The sequence below is a fragment of the Microterricola viridarii genome (assembly GCF_900104895.1).
Classification (GTDB): domain Bacteria; phylum Actinomycetota; class Actinomycetes; order Actinomycetales; family Microbacteriaceae; genus Microterricola; species Microterricola viridarii.
In genome coordinates, this window is record NZ_LT629742.1 from 2,384,593 (window position 1) to 2,401,797 (window position 17,205).

Here is a 17,205-nt window from a genome sequence, read left to right on the forward strand (position 1 = left end):
ACTAGGCTTGCGCCATGAACAGAGGCGAACCTCGCAACCTTCAAGAGGGCTGGTGTCCGGAGGGCGAGGCCTGGTCGAACGCCGCCGCGAGAGTTGACCCGGAAGAGTGGGAACGAATCAAGAACGCGTTCGACCCGAAGAAGGCCGCCGAAGTGACGGCGGCGCTGCTCACTTACGCCTTCACCGGCCTCACGCCGTCGAACCAAGACGATCAGGGAGGGCAAGGGCAGGGCCGCAATGGCGCGGTAGACATTCTGCTCACGGATGCAACCACGGGCGAGCAGCAGGCTATGGAGGTCACCACCTCCCTCGACCGCCGCTACCAAGACTCTTCCGCCGCTATCGCCAAGTTTGAGGAAGCGGTGACGGTTTCATACAACGGTGAACGTTCCTGGTCGCTAGAACTCGAACGAGGCTGGGAAACGTTACGGCTCGTGAAAGATCTTGCTCCCACCGTGGCGAATGCGTTAAATGAAATGCCCGCTACAGGTGAGCCCATCTCAGGCCCAAGGACACTTCACTCGCACGTCGTCGCCTGGCCTATCGACCCAGTGGCCCAGCCCACGGTGAAGGTGACAAGTAGGAATGCAGGGGCGCTCAATCGCGACGACCCGTATCTCGATGCGCTCACCAACTACCTCGCGACGGACATCACGATAAAGTCCAAGCTCGACAAACTAGAGAGTGAGGCCCCGCGCTTCAACGCCACGCGGTCTCACCTGTACATCGGCATGGCCTCCACCGGAGTACTTGGAGGCCTTCTTCCCGCAAGCCCCTCCTACTTCACCTGGGGAACATTTGCGACGCCCAAGCCGCTTACCGACCTTTGGCTAGAGGGCGGCACAGGTGAGATGTACCACTGGACGCAGGAAAACGAATGGATTTTCCACAACCTGCAGAAGTGACACGGTTCACCGGCAGACTAGTGGGGATCACTAGGCTTGCGCCATGAAGCTGATTGAGGACTACGAACGGCCGCCCCGCAAGAGCCACAAGCGGCTTTCCGGCAACGCTCCCGCTCGAACTGCGCTGCACTTCGGCATCAATGTTCGGAGCGGAAGTCGGCACGGCCTGAACATCGACCGAACCACCTACGCTGACATCAACAAGCGGTCCTCAACCCACTTTCCGCGAGAGCTGAACCCCGCTCTTTGGGATGCGCTTGATGAATATTTCGAAGATGACGAACATCGAATCCACACCGACGATTGGTGCGCAGCTCATCAGGCGCGAGCACTTGAAAACTTCGACCTCAACATGGCGTACTTCGCGTCCCTCGAGCACGCGGAGTTCGATCGAGCAATTGCTGAAGCGGTGGCTGCACAGAAGGGCATGGTCGAGGTTGCCGATCTCAACGAGTGGGACGGGAAGCGTGGCCTCTACGTGATGGTGCTCGACGGCCACAGACAGGCCTATGTGGGTATCACAGAAAGCGAGGGAGGAATCAAGGCGCGCGTCAGACAGCACTGGTCGACGAGCAAGCAGTTCGACCGCTTGCTCTGGGGTGGAGTCAACGAATCCATCCTGTCCGTAGATAGCTTTCGAGCACTCGACACCACCCGGATCTTCGCAGCACAGGTGCGCAGCCCCCTCACCCTCGAAAACAAGGTGATTGAGTCACTACCAGGGAAGTTTGTCCTGAACCGCATCGCGGGCGGAGATGCCAAGCTGATCGGTTTCGCCAGCGCGCTGGGCGCTGACATTGTGAAGAAACACCAGCTGCAGGCCGACCCAACTCCATAACTAGATTGCCTGACCCGTCCAGTTAATCATGCCGCTGCTTTACCACCGGCGTCATCGGTTGAGAGGGCGACTGCTCGAGCACAGTGGCTCTACTCGTGCTCCTCGGCGGAACGATCCCGAGGGCGCGGTGGAGGCGCTTGTTGCCGCACAGTGCACTCAGTCGAGGGTGAGCTCCGGGACGTCGGTCGCTGTCTTCAGCGCGCCGGCGAGGAAGGGTCGTTCCTTCGCGACAGCCCCGGCGATTCAATTCGACGCTTTGGGATACCGCTTCGAAGCGGTGGATCGTCCAGCCCCATATGAGTTGGCTGCTGTCACAACACGACTGACGTTCTTGGGTGGGGTGCCGCACAGCGTGAACGGAGCGCAACGCCCGCTGCTGCTGCTGCTGCTGCTGCTGACAGTCGATCCGCCACAATCGGTCGAGACAGGCCGAGCCGCGATGACCGCCTCCCGAGGTGATTTGAACCCAAGGCCAGGTTGCAACCAATAAGTGTTGAATAGACGTGCGCGGAAATCCGTCGATTCACCTGCCGCCAACGGCCCCGGATCCCCGGAACGGCGCGGATCTTGCCCGGCCTCGCCGCGCCCAGGCTGCAGAAAACATGGGCAATAAACGTTGAACGGCGCGCAGAAGCCGTCAACAAGCATCTCAGTAAACCCCAGGTCAAGCCAATATTCTGGTCGGCAAAATGAGACTTGAACCCGTGACTGACTATCAAATGAATGCCCGATTCACATACAAACGCATGAATATAAATAGCGCTTGATCAGGGATTTAACTGTAGGGCGGACGGGACTTGAACCCGTGACCGGCGGGCTTCACACAGCCCTCCCCCGCGAGTGGATTCACCTCGGGACACCTCGAGTAATCTCGATCTGACTAGGGATTCCTTGCGTGATGTTTCCTCATCATATCGCGCCACCTCGACTCACCTCGGGCCGCCTGGAGTGATTAAACGTTGAATAAACGTGCGCGCATCAAATATCGAAGGCCAACGGGCTAAACCGTTCGATTGCATCGACGACGACGATTCAAGTGCCGGGCCGGAACTAGCACCGCGCAATCCAACCGAGCTGGCGGATTGTGTCGATCATCGCGACGGCTGCACGGGCGCCAAAGCGCAAACTCAGGTTCAGGCTCAGGCTCAGGCTCAGGCTCAGATCGAATCTCTCGTCGTTTCGAGCGAGTTATTGTCGACCAACTCACGTATCGCGTCGAGGGTTTGCGCGACCTCAACCGTCGAGTCTCGATCGTGCGACGGGTGCTCCCACAGTCCATCTCGGAGAGCATCGCGAACCGCTCCAAGCATCGGGACGTAGCCATTCCCCTGTCGAGGGTGATTCAGGATCTCCGGCGAACCGAATATTCTCTCCGCCGAACCCGCGTGGATGCGGGCAGTACTACCGGCCCAGAACATTGGATCCAGGGTCACCCAGCCGTGATCGCCGCTGATTGCGGCAGAGAGATCAAGAAACTCGACCCCTGACCAGGCCGCGTGCGCAAAACGCCCGTCGCTGTAGTCCAGTGTCGCGTGTCCAGCGATGTCGACAGCGCCATCAACAACCCCGCTCGCGTTGACCGAATCAGGACGCCCCATGGCCCAGTGCGCCAATGTCACCGCGTAGATGCCCCTGTCGAGCAGGATACTTCCGCCGTCCGCAGGCCGCAGCCGAGTGGGACTCGCTCGGAATGGTGTGCCGAAGCTTGCCCTTACGCTGCGGACGTCCCCGAGCAGACCGGCACGAATCCGCTCTATCACCTCGACGTGGAGACGATTGAAGCGCATCCACATGGCCTCCATGGCAAATTTGCCGACCTCTCGGGCCTTGGCAAAGATCGCCTCAACATCGGGCGCCGACATCGCCATCGGCTTTTCGACCAGCACATGCTTGCCGGCCTCCAGTGCTTCGAGCGCTATCTGGCGATGCGTGTGGGCCGGTGTCGCAATGTAGACCATATCCACATCGCCTCGTTCAAGCAGTCGCGCACGCTGATCCGTTGCAAAAGGAATGTCGTGCTCTGCTGCGAAACTGTCGGCACGCTCCTGCGCCCTCCCCCACACGGCGGTGACCGAGCATCCGTCAACGGTCAGCAGATCGGGAACGAGACGACTCGAAATATCGCCGGTGCCGATGATTCCCCAACGGATCGTCATCGAGTGCCAACTACCCGCATTGCCGCCACCGTGCGCTCGAACACTAGGACTCCTTCGTGATTAGTCGAAGTTCTCATCATGAACCTTTGGCAACCGGTTGTCAATGGGTGGTCCCCACGTTTTGCTTGATACCAACGACCTCTGGTCGAGTGCCCGACGAAGGAGTTTTGCGAATGGTGACCCCCACCCTGACTGCGCCTGTTCCCACAGAGCGCCTCCCCCTCTAGCGGCTGGCGGCATGGGCTGGCGCGGGGCTCTTGGCCGCGGCTAGCTTCAATCTGTGCAATGGCTTCTTTGGACTGGGCGCGGCGCCTCTGGCCAATCGCGACCCCGAGACCCGCTTTGGCAAGGCCCGACATATGAATTCGCCGACTTGGGTATTGGGTTGGCCACGTGGCTACTTTTCTCGACGCCGTCATCGCTCTCCGAAGCAAGACGGATTGCGTGGGTCTTCGCCACGTTCATCAGTATTCAAGCAGTGTTCGACACCCGGTTGAGTGCCCACCCGTGCAGGTGCGCGACATCCTCACAGCACTCACAGGCAATCGGTGGATCTTTGCCCTCGCGGCGCTTCAGCTCGTGGCTGCAGCCATCAACGGCACCGGCGCCGGCGCGTACTACTTCCGGTACATCGTGGGCGACCTAGGGCTGCAGTCCATCGTGTTCGGCGCCGGAATCCTCGTTCTTCCCAGCATCCTCCTTCTCCCCGTTTTGATGAAACGAGTAGCCATCTCACAGACCATCATGACCGGCGCGGTCTGCGGGCTTATCGGTTCTGTCATCAACGGATTCGCAGGTGCGAACGTCTCGATCCTGATCGTCGGCGAGCTCTTCACCGGGCTCGCGTTTCTTCCGGTGAGCTACCTCATCGCTGTTCTGATTCTCGACCTCGTGCTGATCTTCGTGATCATGGTGAGCTCCGGGCGATTCGATCGCCTCATCCTGCCGCAGGTGCACGCTGACCTAGACGCACGTGGGCCTGCCGCGCAAGGATCAGCACAGGGCAGCGAAATCGAGCTCGAGGCGACGCCACATGTGATGGTGGGCGACCCCGCTGGCGTTGACCCGAATCCGTCCCGTGATCTTCTGAGCGTTGCGCGTTCGGTACGCGACGACAGCTGATAACCACAGCGCTCCGCGCTGCGCCAGATCGGCGGCGCGGCGCGGAGCGCTATGTTAGACCGCCGTCTCCGGTGCCGCCCCCGTGCTTCCGCGAATGATGAGGTTCGTGGCAAGCAGTTCGTCGTCTACCTGATCGGCGTTGTGGCCCAACTGCGCGAGCAACTTCTGCACCGCACGCTCTCCCGCAAGCTCAAGTTGTGCTCGAACAGTTGTGAGCGCCGGAACAATGAGCTCGCTGCCGAAGATGTCGTCGAATCCCATGATGCTGAGGTCTTCCGGCACCCGGATCCCGACTGCAGAGGCCGCCTGGATGAGCCCAATCGCCATGAGGTCATTGAAAGCGATGACCGCCGTGGCGCGCGACGCAACAACGCGTCGGAGCGCGATTTGGCCGCCCTCAATTGTTGGCTGGTTGGGGCCAACCTCTACGAGCGCCAGCCCGCGATTCTCCGCGCCATCAAGCATGAGCTCCCAGCGTTGCCGGCTCACCCATGAGGATTCAGGACCGGACAAGAAGAGAAGTGACTTGTGCCCGAGCCCGTCGAGATGAGTCATCATTTCTTCGACGCCCATCTCAACGTTTGGAAGTACCCCCGGCACCCCATCTACGGCACGATTGATGAGCACGACCGGCTTGCGTTCAGCGAGATCCGAGATTTTCTCGTCGGCGAGTCGAGTCGTTGCGAGAATCACTCCGTCGACGCTCGGAACAAGCCGGGAAATGACCTCGGCCTCGGCCTCGCCAGACTCCTGGGACTCCGCGATCACGAGGGTGTATCCAGCAGCAGTAGCGGTGTGTTCGGCACCACGGACGATTCCAAAAATCACCGGGTTCGTGATGTCAGCAACGACAAGCCCCAGCGTTTGGCTCCGACCTGTGGGAAGCGCCCGCGCCATGGGGTTAAACCGGAAGTCCAGCCGCTCTGCAGCCGCCCTGATCCGCGCTTCGGTCTTCACGCTGATTCGTCCGGGCTTGCTCAGCGCGCGTGACACGGTCGACGGGTTGACACCGGCGAGTTCCGCAATGTCGTAAATCGTCGCCGACCCACCGCGGCGTTTGAGCCGCGCGGCCAAATCTGGAGGAAGTTCCTCAGTCACGCGGCTCCTGTCTTGTCCCGATCGCAGTCACGACTTGCCACCCATTCTCGAGCGGCGAGTGCAATGTTCTCCACCGTAGCGTCAATGTCGATTCGGATGCCTGTTTCGTCGCCTTCGAGACGCTCCAGCGTGTCCAGCTGCGAGTCGAGCAGTGTTGTAGGCATGAAGTGGTCCGCCCGCCCAGCGGCACGCTCACGCAGAAGCTCCCTCGTTCCCGTGAGATGGATGAACCCGACGTTCGGAGCAGCACCCCTCAGCCTGTCCCGATACGAACGACGCAGTGCCGAGCAGGCCATCACCACGCCTTCTGCCGGGGCATCCTTGAGCTCCTGACCCACTCGGTCAAGCCACGGCCAGCGATCCTCGTCGCTCAGGGGCACGCCCCTGGCCATCTTCTCAACGTTTGCGGTCGGATGCAGATCGTCCGCGTCCACGTAGGAGATGCCCAGCTGGGCCGCAAGGGTTCTCGCAACGGTGGATTTGCCTGCTGCGGAAACTCCCATCACGACGAGGAGCGGGCCGCTTCCGCGACTCGCCGTTGCGACGTCACCAGTCATGGACGGTTCCATCGGCGAGCCGGTTGTACGGAAGGTATGCACGCTCGTAGGGGTATTTCCCCGCCTCATCCACGTTGAGCTCAATCCCGAGACCAGGCTTGTCGCCCGGGTGCAATAAGCCGTCACGCCAAGTGAAGGACTGCTCGAAGACCTGGTCGGTCTTGGCGCCGTGCTTCATGTACTCCTGAATGCCGAAGTTGTGAATGGCGAGCCCCAGGTGCATTGCCGCGGCCATCCCGACCGGCGAGATGTCCGTTGGGCCGTGCATGCCAGACTTGATCTGGTACATCGCGGCGTAGTCCAGCGTCTTCTTCAACGGGCTGATGCCGCCCATGTGCGTGACAGCGCCGCGTACATAGTCGATGAGCTGGTCGCGGATGATGTCCTTGAAATCCCACACCGTGTTGAAGATCTCCCCAATGGCGAGCGGGGTTGTCGTGTGCTGCCGCACCAGCCGCAGTGCCTCCTGATTCTCGGCCGGGGTGCAGTCTTCCAGCCAAAACAGATCATATGGTTCGAGGCTCTTGCCCAGCTTCGCTGCTTGAATCGGCGTCATCCGGTGGTGGCCGTCATGCAGGAGCGGAATATCTGGACCGAACTCATTGCGCACCGCTTCGAACACTCCGGGCAGGTGATTCAGGTACGCCCGCGTGTCCCAATCCTCTTCTACGGGCTTCGCCCCTCGACGGGCTGGCTCGTGGTCGTAGCGCAGCTCGGAGTCGCCGTGGTCTCCGCCCTGTGATGCGATGCCATAGATCGCGTTGAGCCCGGGCACGCCGGTTTGAATCCGGATGGCCTTGTATCCCTGTTCGAGGTGGGAACGAACCGAATCGAACAGCTCGGGAAGCTCCTTGCCCGAGGCGTGCCCATAAGCGAGGAGCCCGGTGCGGGAGGCGCCGCCGAGCAGCTGGTAAACAGGCATGCCGGCGGCCTTACCCTTGATATCCCAGAGCGCCATGTCGACAGCGGCAATCGCGGCCATCGTCACTGGTCCGCGCCGCCAGTACGCAGAACGGTAGAGGAACTGCCACGTGTCCTCAATCTTGGAGGCATCGCTGCCGAGGAGGAGTGGAACGACGTGTTCCTGGAGGTAGGCGACGACCGCGAGCTCGCGGCCGTTCAGAGTTGCGTCGCCCAGCCCGGTGAGCCCGTCAGCCGTCGTGAGCTTGAGGGTCACGAAGTTTCGGTCGGGGCTCGTGACGATGACTTCTGCTTTGTCGATGATCATTGGATGCCTTCGGGAGTAGTGGTCGGTTATTCAGTGGCGCCGGGCTTACGACCGTTCAGGCCGCGCCAACGGTCGCGGAGCGAGAAGGCCGCGGACTTGGGCTTGCGGTCGCGAGTGAAGACGCCCTTCTTGTTCCCGTCAACGCGGTGGATGCCGTTGGAGGTCGCGAAATCGGCGAAGTTCCAGACCTGTTCGCCGACGAACTGCGGAAAACGGTCAAAGACGCGGTGGTTCATCGCGAGATAGTTGACCTGGTATTCCTCGGTCCAACCGGCATCCCAGACCGAGTGAATTCCCGGCTGCGTGTCTGCGCCGTATTCGGTCATCATGATCGGCTTGCCGGTGCGTTCTACCCACCCCTCAATGTCGCCCTGTAGATACATCTCCGCCGTCTTGAGGTCCCCGATCGCGATGTACCAGCCGTAGTACCGGTTCATGCTGACGACGTCGAAGAGGTCGATGATCTGATCATTCTGGAACGTGGCGAACATCACCAGTGCGTACGTGAGCGGCCGCGTCGGGTCCAGCTCGCGCGCAAGCTTCACCAACGGCTCGAAGTACTCGCGCGCACCGTCTTCATTCGATGCTGGCTCGTTCGCAATGCACCACATCACGACCGATGGGTGGTTCTTGTCGCGCGTGATGAGCTCACGAATGTGTTGGGCGTGAGCATCCTGCGTTGCGGCACCGGCGTACTGTTCCGAGAACGTCGGAAACGGCGGTACGCCGCTCATTCCTCCCACGACGCCCATGTTCAAACCCACCGCTGCGGTCTCATCGATCACGACAATGCCCTGTCGGTCGGCGAAATCGAGAACTTCTTCGGCGTAGGGATAGTGCGAGGTACGGAACGAGTTCGCGCCCGTCCAATCCATGAGCTGGAAGTCGTGCACCATGAACGCGTCATCGTGGCCCTTGCCGCGCACGGGAGAATCTTCGTGCTTGCCAAAGCCCGTGAAATAGAACGGTTCACCATTGATCAGGAACTCATGCCCGCGCACCTTGACGGTGCGCACACCAACGGGAACGGGATAGCTGTCGATGACGTTTTCGCCGTCGACCGCCTCGACGGTGAGCTCGTACAGATAGGCCGCACCGGGCTTCCACAGCGTGACATCGGCGACCACAAGCGAGCCGGCAACACCTTGCGCCTCGGCGACGACAACGCCGCCGGCATCGGCCAGCCGAACGCGTACCTCCGCGTCGCCGTCCAGCTCGACGCGATAGTCCACCGTGCCTACTGAGCCTTCAAAATCGGTCACGACTGTGACGTCCGCGATGCGTGTCTGGGGCATGCAATAGAGCCAGACCGACCGGGCCAGACCGGCGTAGTTGTAGAAGTCGTGGAAGTAGACCTGCTTGCGCCGGCCGTCCATGCCGACCTCGATCCTGCCCGGCGGGATCGTTTCGTTGGACAGATCCCCGCTCACGCCCACCGTCAGCCGGAAAGCTCCGCCGGCCTTGACGCGATCCGTGATGTCGACATCAAACGGGGTGTAGCCGCCGATGTGGGCACCAACAAGCTCATCCCCCACATACACGCGTGCCGCATGGGTGGCAGCATCGAAACGCAAGACGATACGCTCACCAGCCCAGCCTCTGGGCACCCGCACCTCGCGCTGGTAGTAGACCCAGCCCACGTGGTCGCGGATCTCAGAGTCGGTGAACAAATCGTTGTAACTGGCAGGCACGGCCGCTTCAAGGGGCGTTTCCAGCAGTGCCGTCCACGGCTGCTCGCTCAGACGCGAGTCGATTCCGAATCGCCAGACTCCGTCGAGGTTCAGGAGTTCGCGGGTGGGTGTGTGCTTGGGCTTCAACATTGAGGGCCTTCCTGCGCTTCTTTACGTTGTGTTGTTCTAGCTGATCAGAGCGGACCGCGTTTGGCAACCGATTGCCGGCTATATTGTTTCTCCGGCATCGGCGAGCAGCGTACTTCCCGTCATGATCAGGGAGAGGTCGCTCGCGCAGAACAGCACGACCCGCGCGATGTCGTCGGGGGTGCCGGTGCGGCCGATGAGGCTGTGGGACATGGCTGTCGGCATATTCTGCATATCGACCCCCGCCTCGGTCATGGCTGCCATTGCCGCCGCTGCGGCGGCCATGTTGCCCTCCGTCGGAACGTAGCTGGGGGCGACACCGACCACTCGGATACCGCGCGGTGCGAGCTCCAGCGCGAGCTGCTTTGTCAGGCCACGCACCGCGTGCTTGGAGCTCACGTAGGCCGAGAGGCCGGGCGCGATACCGTGGAATCCTGCCGTGGAGACGACGTTGACGATCACTCCGCCGCAGCTCATGCGACGTGTGGCTTCGCGAGCACCGTTACGCACACCGCGCGTATTGACGGCGAACACCGCCTCCCACGTCTCGTCGCTCATCTCGAGAAGTGGCTGGCTGGGGAAGATCCCCGCGTTGTTGACCCAGATATCGACTCCGCCGAAGGTCGCCACGACCTCATCGGTTGCCTTCGCCACGGAAGCTGAGTCAGTGACGTCCATCCGAACGCCCAGCGCCGAGATGCCAAAGCGCGCAGTGATGGTTTCGGCCGAGGAGGCTGCGAGACCAACGTCGAGGTCCGCAATTGCTACTTGCGCGCCGGCCTCAGCGAGGCGCACAGCAATAGCAAATCCAAGGCCCTGGGCGCCACCCGTGATGATGGCACGACGACCTTCGAGGGAGAGTAGCGCGGGAAGAGAGTGTGCCGATACATCGGCGAAGGGGTAGGTCATTTCAATGCTCCAATTCTTGGGATGAAGATCAGCGGATTCCGCGCACCTTGAGCGCGATAATGAGCCCGCCCGCGAGGGCAAGACCCGCGGCGGTCAGGTAGAGCGCGGTGAAGTTCTGCGCGCCGGCGCCAATCACGAGGAGCGCAGGAGCCGCGATGGGCGCGAGCACACCGGGAATCTTTTGGGCGAACATCGTGATCGCCATGTAACGCCCGGCTTGCGTGTCACGCTCGGGCAGCACGTCGAGCACGAGCGCCTGGCCGACCGCGGAGAACAACGCGATGCCGAGCGAGGAGACGAGGGTGCCCAAGACGAGCGTGACGATGTCGTGTGCGAATGCCGCAATGACACAACCCACGGCGAAAAGCGCCGCGCCCGCCAGGGTCAGAGGCTTTCGCCGAGCGGTCTTGTCACTCAGCCAGCCCCCGCCGATGGATCCCAGCACCGCCGTGCCGATGCTGAGCGACGACGTCAGCACCATCACGCCGGCCACATCGGGAACAGCGAGCTCGAGCCGCTGAGCATAGAAGTAGACCGTGAAACTCGTCGTCAGCGTGAGCCCCAGGAAGAAGACAAAGCGGCCCAGCCAGTTCCAAGCGAAATCTGGCACGTCTCGAGGGCGGAAGACGTAGCTCTTGAGAAGACCCGCGACCGTCAGGCGGTCATGCTCGCGCTGACCTCTGCTGTCAGGGTCGCCGGCGAATGTCACAAAAAGCGCCACGAAGACCGTTGCAATGGCAGCGGGAACGGCAAAAACCAGCAGGGTCTGGTCCCGCACCTGCGCAACGAGCAGGATTCCCACGACAGGAGACAACTGCATCATGAGACCGGTGAAACCGGAAATTTTCCCGCGCTGATGCGGCGGCAGCCGATCGGCTTGCCAGTTGCCGATCGACCCGGCCGACGTGCCCCATCCAACTGTGGAGAGCATCCACCCGAGCGCAAGCACGAACACATTCGGCGCCAGCGCCATGACCGGCACGGACGCGATGCCGATGAGTAGCCCGATGACCGTGAATGGCCGTCGACGCCCCCATCGGGATCGGGTCCGATCACTGAGGATCCCTGTCAGAGGGGCGAGCAGGAGCGTTGCGGCCGAGCCGGTGCCGAGAATGTAGCCAAGCACCTCCGTGCGGCCGGGCGCCAGTTCGTCGAGCCGCACCGCCAACGAATACGCCATCGGAACAATCATGGCCATGCCCGCGCCGAACGTGGCCGCGATCAGAAGTGCGATTCCCCACCAGGGAATCGAGGGCAGGGCTTGTTCCTCGTTCGGGTCGAGCGCCGGGGACAGACCGTCCACCGGCGCCGCCGTGACCGACACCGTCATCGTCTTTTCGAGGTCGACTTCGCCTACGCGAGCCCGTTGCGGCGTGCGACGTCACCCAGCCATGCGAGGCTGGGCTTGGGGGTGCGCACGAAAGTCTCCCTGTCGACAACGACCAGGCCGAATGTCGGCCCCCAGTGACCCCACTCGTAATTGTCGAGAAGGGTCCAGTGTAGGTATCCGCGCACATCGATGCCATCGGCAATCGTACCGGCGAGACCCTGCAGCGCCTCGGCGGTGTACCTGATGCGCTGCGTGTCGTCTGCGGTTGCAATACCGTTCTCGGTGATGAGGATCGGCACGCCCTCGGTGACATCCCACGCATGGCGAACGGCCATCGCCAGTGAATCTGGCCGGTACGCCGTGCCTACCAGGGTGTTGTCCGGGCGGGGCGGGTGCGGTACGAGGCCGTTGGCGTCAACTTCTTGGCTGGAGTATGCCTGGACCCCGACGAAGTCGTCTCCACGGCTGCCCTCCCAGTAGACGTCTTCCTTGCCGTAGCGGATCTCCGCGAGTTTCTCTTCGCCGCCGGGGGCGGCCGTGAGAGCGCCCGCCGCGATGGTCCAGCCAACTTTTGCGCTGGTGCGCTCGCGAATGATCGCGCGGGCCGCGTGGTGGATCTGAACGAACATCTTGCCAATCTCGGGATCGGCGTAGGTCAGGAAATCACTGTGCGACTGCTTCTTCTCCTCGCCGCCTTCGCTCTCAACGGTCGGACTCTGCCATTGCCCGCCAGCCTCCAACTGCATGCGGCGCATTGCCGTCATGATTGCGGCCTGCATGTTCGGCTCGTTCATGGTGACGACCCACTCGACGCCGTCGAGAATGGTCGTAGCCTCTGCGACGAAACGCTGGAACTTCTCGGAAGCATCCGGCGCCATCCATCCACCGTCGGTGGCAAACCACTGCGGCGTCGTGAAGTGCTGAAGCGTGACGACCGGGGTGATTCCTCGTTCGAAGCAAAACTCGATCATGCGGCGATAATGCGCGAGTTCAGCCTTGGAGAAATGACCCTGCAACGGCTCGATGCGGGACCACTCAAGGCTGAACCGGTATGAGGTCAGCCCGGCATCCGCAAGCAGCGCAATGTCTTCACGGTAACGGTGGTAGCTGTCGCAGGCGTCGCCAGAAAGCTCCATGCCCGGCATCTGCTGCTCACGCGCCCACCAATCGCTGTTCACGTTGTTTCCCTCGATCTGGTGGCCGGCGGTGGCCGCGCCCCAGAGGAAATCTGCGGGGAAACTTGTCATGAGTACATCCTTGTCTTCGTGAAATGTGCTTGGTGTGTCAACCGATTGCCACACTGTAGCATGAAAATAGTAAGCTCTCACTAATTCTTAGAGGAAGGGCCGCCCATATGGCACGCCAGTACGCAAAGTCGGCCGCGGTACGCCGCACGATCATTGAAAGCTGCTCAGAAACTTTTCAGGAGTCCGGCTTTCGTGGCGTATCGATGGCCGAAATCGCCAGGCGGGCGGGCATCAGCCATACCGGGTTGTTGCACCACTTCCCGCGCAAGGAGGCACTCCTGACTGCGGTGCTCCAGCTACAAGACGAACGCGGAGAGCAGTTCCTTCGCGAACACAGCACCCTCTCCCCCGAGATCGACCCTGTCGCAATTCTGCGGGGAATGGTAGCGACGCTTGTCGAGCGCGACCGCTACGCCGGTTTGGTCGAGCTGAGCGCGACCCTGGGCGGCGAAGCGACGACACCGGGGCACCCAGCGCACGACTACTTCGCCGCTCGCTATCACGATGTGCGCAGCTTCCTCACCCGTCTCTTCACCGCGCTGCGGAACGAAGACCGGCTGCGCTCATCGCTCTCGCCCGCGCATCTCGCGGCCATGACACTTGCAGCCACCGACGGCCTGAACACCCAGTGGCTGTACGCACGTGACGAGATCGACGTTGACGCAATCGTCAATGCCTTCCTTGCCTCGGTCGTGAAGGGCCTCGGCGATCAGCTTCCCGAGTAGGAGAAACGCGTCACCCGCGCGTCGGCGCCGAGCGCTTCCACCCCGATGACACGACCGGTGAATCCACCCGCAACCTCAGTGGACAGATACCGGCCGTCGACGGCGGCGATCTCGACGAAACCCCCGTCTTCGTAGCCAAGAAGGATGCGGTCCGGCCCCTGTCGCTCGCCGCGCTGGCCGCCGAACGGCACCGCGCGCACCGCGAGTGTTGCGCTCATGGGGGCGCTTCCCCGCGAGCCTATGATCTGGTCCAGCGGCCCAATGACGACGCGAGCGGAAATGGTGTCACCGATCCGCTCAACGATGGCCTGGTGCGCATCGTCGATGCGCACCACGAGTGCGAGATCTCCATCTGCCTCGACATCAACATCCCAGGAGAGCTCGGTCGCCCGCACTGCCAGCAAGTGCTCCGCGTCGCGCGCCTGGGGCGTGCGGCCGGCGCGCAACAGCAGGCCACCATCGCCCGGGAATGCGAACACGGCCGGTGCCGTGCCAGGAGCAATCCACCGTGGGTGAAGCTCGGTGGTGACGAATTTCTCGGTGAACACACGCGGATGTGCCGAAACCTCGAAACGTTCCTCATCAACGACTGGCCAGTCATCGACCCAGTCGATCCCGACGAGGAACGTTTCGCGCCCGTTGGTATGCCACCGGGGAAAGGTGCCGCGCGAGCGGGTGCCCAGATGGACCATCGCCCAACTGCCGTCGGCGAGCTCAACGATGTCGGCATGCCCCGTCGCCTGCACCGGAAGCGACGTGCTGCGGTGGGTGAGCAAGGGATTCTCGGCGCTGGACTCAAAGTCACCGTCGATGGTCCTCGACCGTGCAACAGTCACCATGTGACCTGCTCCGGTCCCGCCTTCCGCGGCCAGGAGATACCACCAGCCGTTTCGTTCAAACAGATGCGGCCCTTCCGCGTGAGCCCCACCCGTTCCGCGCCAGATTTCCTTGGGCGCAGAGAGGACCTCGCCACTGATGGGATCAATCTCAATCTGTGAGATCCCTCCACGAACAACGTCAGACCAGGAGAGCCGACAGACGCCGTCGTCACCCCACGCAAGATCAGGGTCGATGCCGATCGCATTCGCCACGTAGACAGGCTCGCTCCACGGCCCGGATGGGCGTTCGGCATGCACGATGAGGTGGCCCTGAACGACCTCATGGATATTCGTTGTCGTCATCCAGAAGAGTCCGTCGTGATGGCGAATGGTTGGGGCGTAGATCCCTCCGCTCGCACCTGCAATGCCCGCGCGAACGCTCAGTTGTGACGTGCGATCGAGGACGTTTCCGATCTGCTCCCAATTCAAGAGGTCCCTGCTGGTGAAAACCGGGACTCCTGGAAAGTACTCGAACGTCGAGTTGACGAGGAAGAAGTCGTCTCCGACTCGACAGATGGAGGGATCCGGGTGATAGCCGGAAATGATCGGGTAGTTGCTCATAGTGCGTTGCGGCGCGCCTACGCCACATCTCCTATCGCTAGTGTCGCAGCGGTGGCCTGCACCGGCTCCCCGAATGTGACGCCATTCTCGTTGAATGAGTCCACCGCGAACCAGGCGCTGGCCCCAGCGTTGAGCGTCGGCACCTCCAGTGAAGTGCGGCCATAAACCAACCAGCTGCGGTAGAGCTTGTCGCGATCCGGCCCGTACCGGATGTTGTAGCCCTGCGCCCCGTCCGCCTCTTCCCAGGTGAGGCTCGCGGTGCGATCGTCGACGCGCACCACATCGGGGACGATCTGCTGTGGAGCGATGCCGCGACCCCGACCGAACACACGAAGTCCGCTCACTGCGAAGGCGCCGTCAAATGGTAGCGACTGAGCCGTTACCCGGATGTAGCGCACGGCTTGGGGTGCGTCGAGCACGACCAACGCGTGCGGTCTGTCCTCTCCTGCCTGACTGCCGTCGTGGAGTACTGCCCAGTTCGCCCCGTCGATGGACCCCTCGAGGAGCACTTCTGCAGGCGCGTGCGACTCATAAATCCCACGCCAGGTGTGCCCGCTATCGGCACCCTCGTCGAGCAGCGGTGCGCTCTGCGCGAGCTCGTGGTCCCCCAGATTCACCTGAACGGCGTGTACGTCCTTTTCCTCGCCGAGATCAGCGGTCAACCATTGGCCAACGCCAGGCAGCGCGGATGCCCACCAAGAACGCACATCCTCGTTGACAGCGAGGTCGGAGTCATGACCTTCGGCATGTGATGACGCCAGCGTGCGAGCTTCATAGGACAGCAGCATCCACGGCGGCCGGCGTAGTTCCTGCGGGTCAAACGCGCCTTCGGGCACGAGCATCGGGTAATCCGCAAAGCTCTGATTGCAGAACAAGACTCCGTCCTCGTCAAAACCTGCGGGGAAGATCCCGACTCGCCGTTCGAAGACGTCGTTCACGCTGATGCGCATTGTCGCCGCATGCCACCAGTTGCCCCATTCATCCTGGAACGTACTGCCATGGCCCGCGCCGGTGATGAACCCACCGGGCTTGGACGAGAACGGACTATTCGAGGAATAGGTGAACGGCCCGAGCGGGGAGCTCGCAGTCAGATAGCCGTCCGCGTAAGTATTCCACTGGGTACCTGGAGCCGAGTACTGCAGATAGTAGAGATCACCAACACGCGTCATCCAGGCGCCCTCGACGTACGTTGACGCTCCGGAGAATTGCGCGACGAGCCGCTCCCGCTCGGTCGTCGGCTCCGGCACCATATAGTCCTCTCCGGGGCGCTCCCATCCCCGGCTACTGGCGTCAGAGTAGGCAAGCGGCACTGCCTCCCCGATCGGCGTCAGCTCGCGATCGAGCTCGATGCCGTACAGCGGCTGCACTGCATCGCACCCCCAGTACAGATAGATGCGGCCGTCGTTGTCCTGGAAGACGCTCGGGTCCCAGAAGGCAAATGTTCCAGCGGCAATCTCTTCGAAGTCGTCCTCGAGCGGGTTGCGGCTGCGGAAGAAGGGCGAGTTTCCGGTCTTCCGCGATGCGCTGATAATCAGCGTACCGTCGACTTCACGGACGTCTGGGGCGTAGTCAAAGGGTGGAAGCTTCGCGGTCGGGTGGAATTGCCAGCTGTTGAGATCGGTCGACGACCAGAATCCGCGAGACATAGAGGCGAAGAGAAGGTAATGCCCCTGGTATCTCACGATGGAGGGGTCTGCAGCCTCGCGGTGCACGCTGCGCTGCGGTTCACCGATCTTGACCCCCTGCACCGATCCCGAGAAACGAACGTCTTGGTAACGGTACGGAAGATCCAGCGGATTACACGATATGTGACTCATGAGTGACACCCCTACAT

At 62.0% G+C, this 17,205-nt stretch carries 14 protein-coding genes; 4 read left to right on the forward strand and 10 right to left on the reverse strand.

The annotated features are described in order from the left end of the window. Positions 1-14: 14 nt before the first annotated feature. Entirely contained in the window at positions 15-905 is an 891-nt protein-coding gene (locus tag BLT62_RS10935) for a hypothetical protein (protein ID WP_156786319.1), read from the forward strand. A gap of 43 nt (positions 906-948) precedes the next feature. Further along, positions 949-1,743, forward strand: coding sequence for a hypothetical protein (locus tag BLT62_RS17695; RefSeq protein ID WP_156786320.1), 795 nt, complete (start codon positions 949-951; stop codon positions 1,741-1,743). A gap of 1,157 nt (positions 1,744-2,900) precedes the next feature. On the opposite strand, the gene BLT62_RS10945 is transcribed toward BLT62_RS17695, so the two are convergent. Beyond that, positions 2,901-3,899, reverse strand: coding sequence for a Gfo/Idh/MocA family protein (locus BLT62_RS10945; protein WP_083364089.1), 999 nt, complete (start codon positions 3,897-3,899; stop codon positions 2,901-2,903). A 393-nt stretch (positions 3,900-4,292) separates the two neighbouring features. Between BLT62_RS10945 and BLT62_RS10950 the strand changes: the two genes are divergently transcribed. Then, positions 4,293-5,021 carry an MFS transporter gene (locus BLT62_RS10950; protein ID WP_156786321.1) on the forward strand — a complete coding sequence of 243 codons (729 nt, stop codon included), beginning with the start codon at positions 4,293-4,295 and terminating at the stop codon, positions 5,019-5,021. Between the two features lie 54 nt (positions 5,022-5,075). Here BLT62_RS10950 and BLT62_RS10955 read toward each other — a convergent pair whose 3' ends face one another. The 7 genes from BLT62_RS10955 to BLT62_RS10985 form a co-directional block, all read right to left on the reverse strand. After that, positions 5,076-6,119 (reverse strand): LacI family DNA-binding transcriptional regulator, encoded by a 1,044-nt coding sequence (locus BLT62_RS10955; RefSeq protein WP_083364091.1) that lies wholly within the window; start codon positions 6,117-6,119, stop codon positions 5,076-5,078. Then, complete coding sequence (locus tag BLT62_RS10960; protein ID WP_083364092.1) at positions 6,116-6,676, reverse strand: gluconokinase; 561 nt, start codon at positions 6,674-6,676, stop codon at positions 6,116-6,118. The genes BLT62_RS10955 and BLT62_RS10960 overlap by 4 nt, the downstream gene beginning before the upstream one ends. Further along, a complete protein-coding gene (gene manD, locus BLT62_RS10965; RefSeq protein WP_083364093.1) occupies positions 6,666-7,904 on the reverse strand; it encodes a D-mannonate dehydratase ManD in 1,239 nt (412 codons plus the stop codon). Before manD ends, BLT62_RS10960 begins: the two co-directional genes overlap by 11 nt. Positions 7,905-7,930: 26 nt before the next feature. Continuing rightward, the gene (uidA, locus tag BLT62_RS10970) at positions 7,931-9,724 is read right to left on the reverse strand and encodes a beta-glucuronidase (RefSeq protein WP_083364094.1); all 1,794 of its coding nucleotides are present in this window, start codon (positions 9,722-9,724) and stop codon (positions 7,931-7,933) included. A 78-nt stretch (positions 9,725-9,802) separates the two neighbouring features. Further along, complete coding sequence (locus BLT62_RS10975) at positions 9,803-10,630, reverse strand: SDR family NAD(P)-dependent oxidoreductase (protein ID WP_083364095.1); 828 nt, start codon at positions 10,628-10,630, stop codon at positions 9,803-9,805. A gap of 28 nt (positions 10,631-10,658) precedes the next feature. Continuing rightward, the gene (locus tag BLT62_RS10980; protein WP_231919109.1) at positions 10,659-11,954 is read right to left on the reverse strand and encodes an MFS transporter; all 1,296 of its coding nucleotides are present in this window, start codon (positions 11,952-11,954) and stop codon (positions 10,659-10,661) included. A 29-nt stretch (positions 11,955-11,983) separates the two neighbouring features. Continuing rightward, positions 11,984-13,207 (reverse strand): glycoside hydrolase family 1 protein, encoded by a 1,224-nt coding sequence (locus BLT62_RS10985; RefSeq protein ID WP_083364097.1) that lies wholly within the window; start codon positions 13,205-13,207, stop codon positions 11,984-11,986. A 107-nt stretch (positions 13,208-13,314) separates the two neighbouring features. On the opposite strand from BLT62_RS10985, the gene BLT62_RS10990 reads away from it, so the two are divergent. Next, a complete protein-coding gene (locus BLT62_RS10990) occupies positions 13,315-13,932 on the forward strand; it encodes a TetR/AcrR family transcriptional regulator (RefSeq protein ID WP_083364098.1) in 618 nt (205 codons plus the stop codon). Here BLT62_RS10990 and BLT62_RS10995 read toward each other — a convergent pair. Further along, positions 13,917-15,371 (reverse strand): glycoside hydrolase family 43 protein, encoded by a 1,455-nt coding sequence (locus tag BLT62_RS10995; protein WP_083364099.1) that lies wholly within the window; start codon positions 15,369-15,371, stop codon positions 13,917-13,919. The two genes, BLT62_RS10990 and BLT62_RS10995, sit on opposite strands and share 16 nt — an antisense overlap. Positions 15,372-15,388: 17 nt before the next feature. Next, entirely contained in the window at positions 15,389-17,188 is a 1,800-nt protein-coding gene (locus BLT62_RS11000; RefSeq protein ID WP_083365421.1) for a family 43 glycosylhydrolase, read from the reverse strand. Positions 17,189-17,205: the final 17 nt, after the last annotated feature.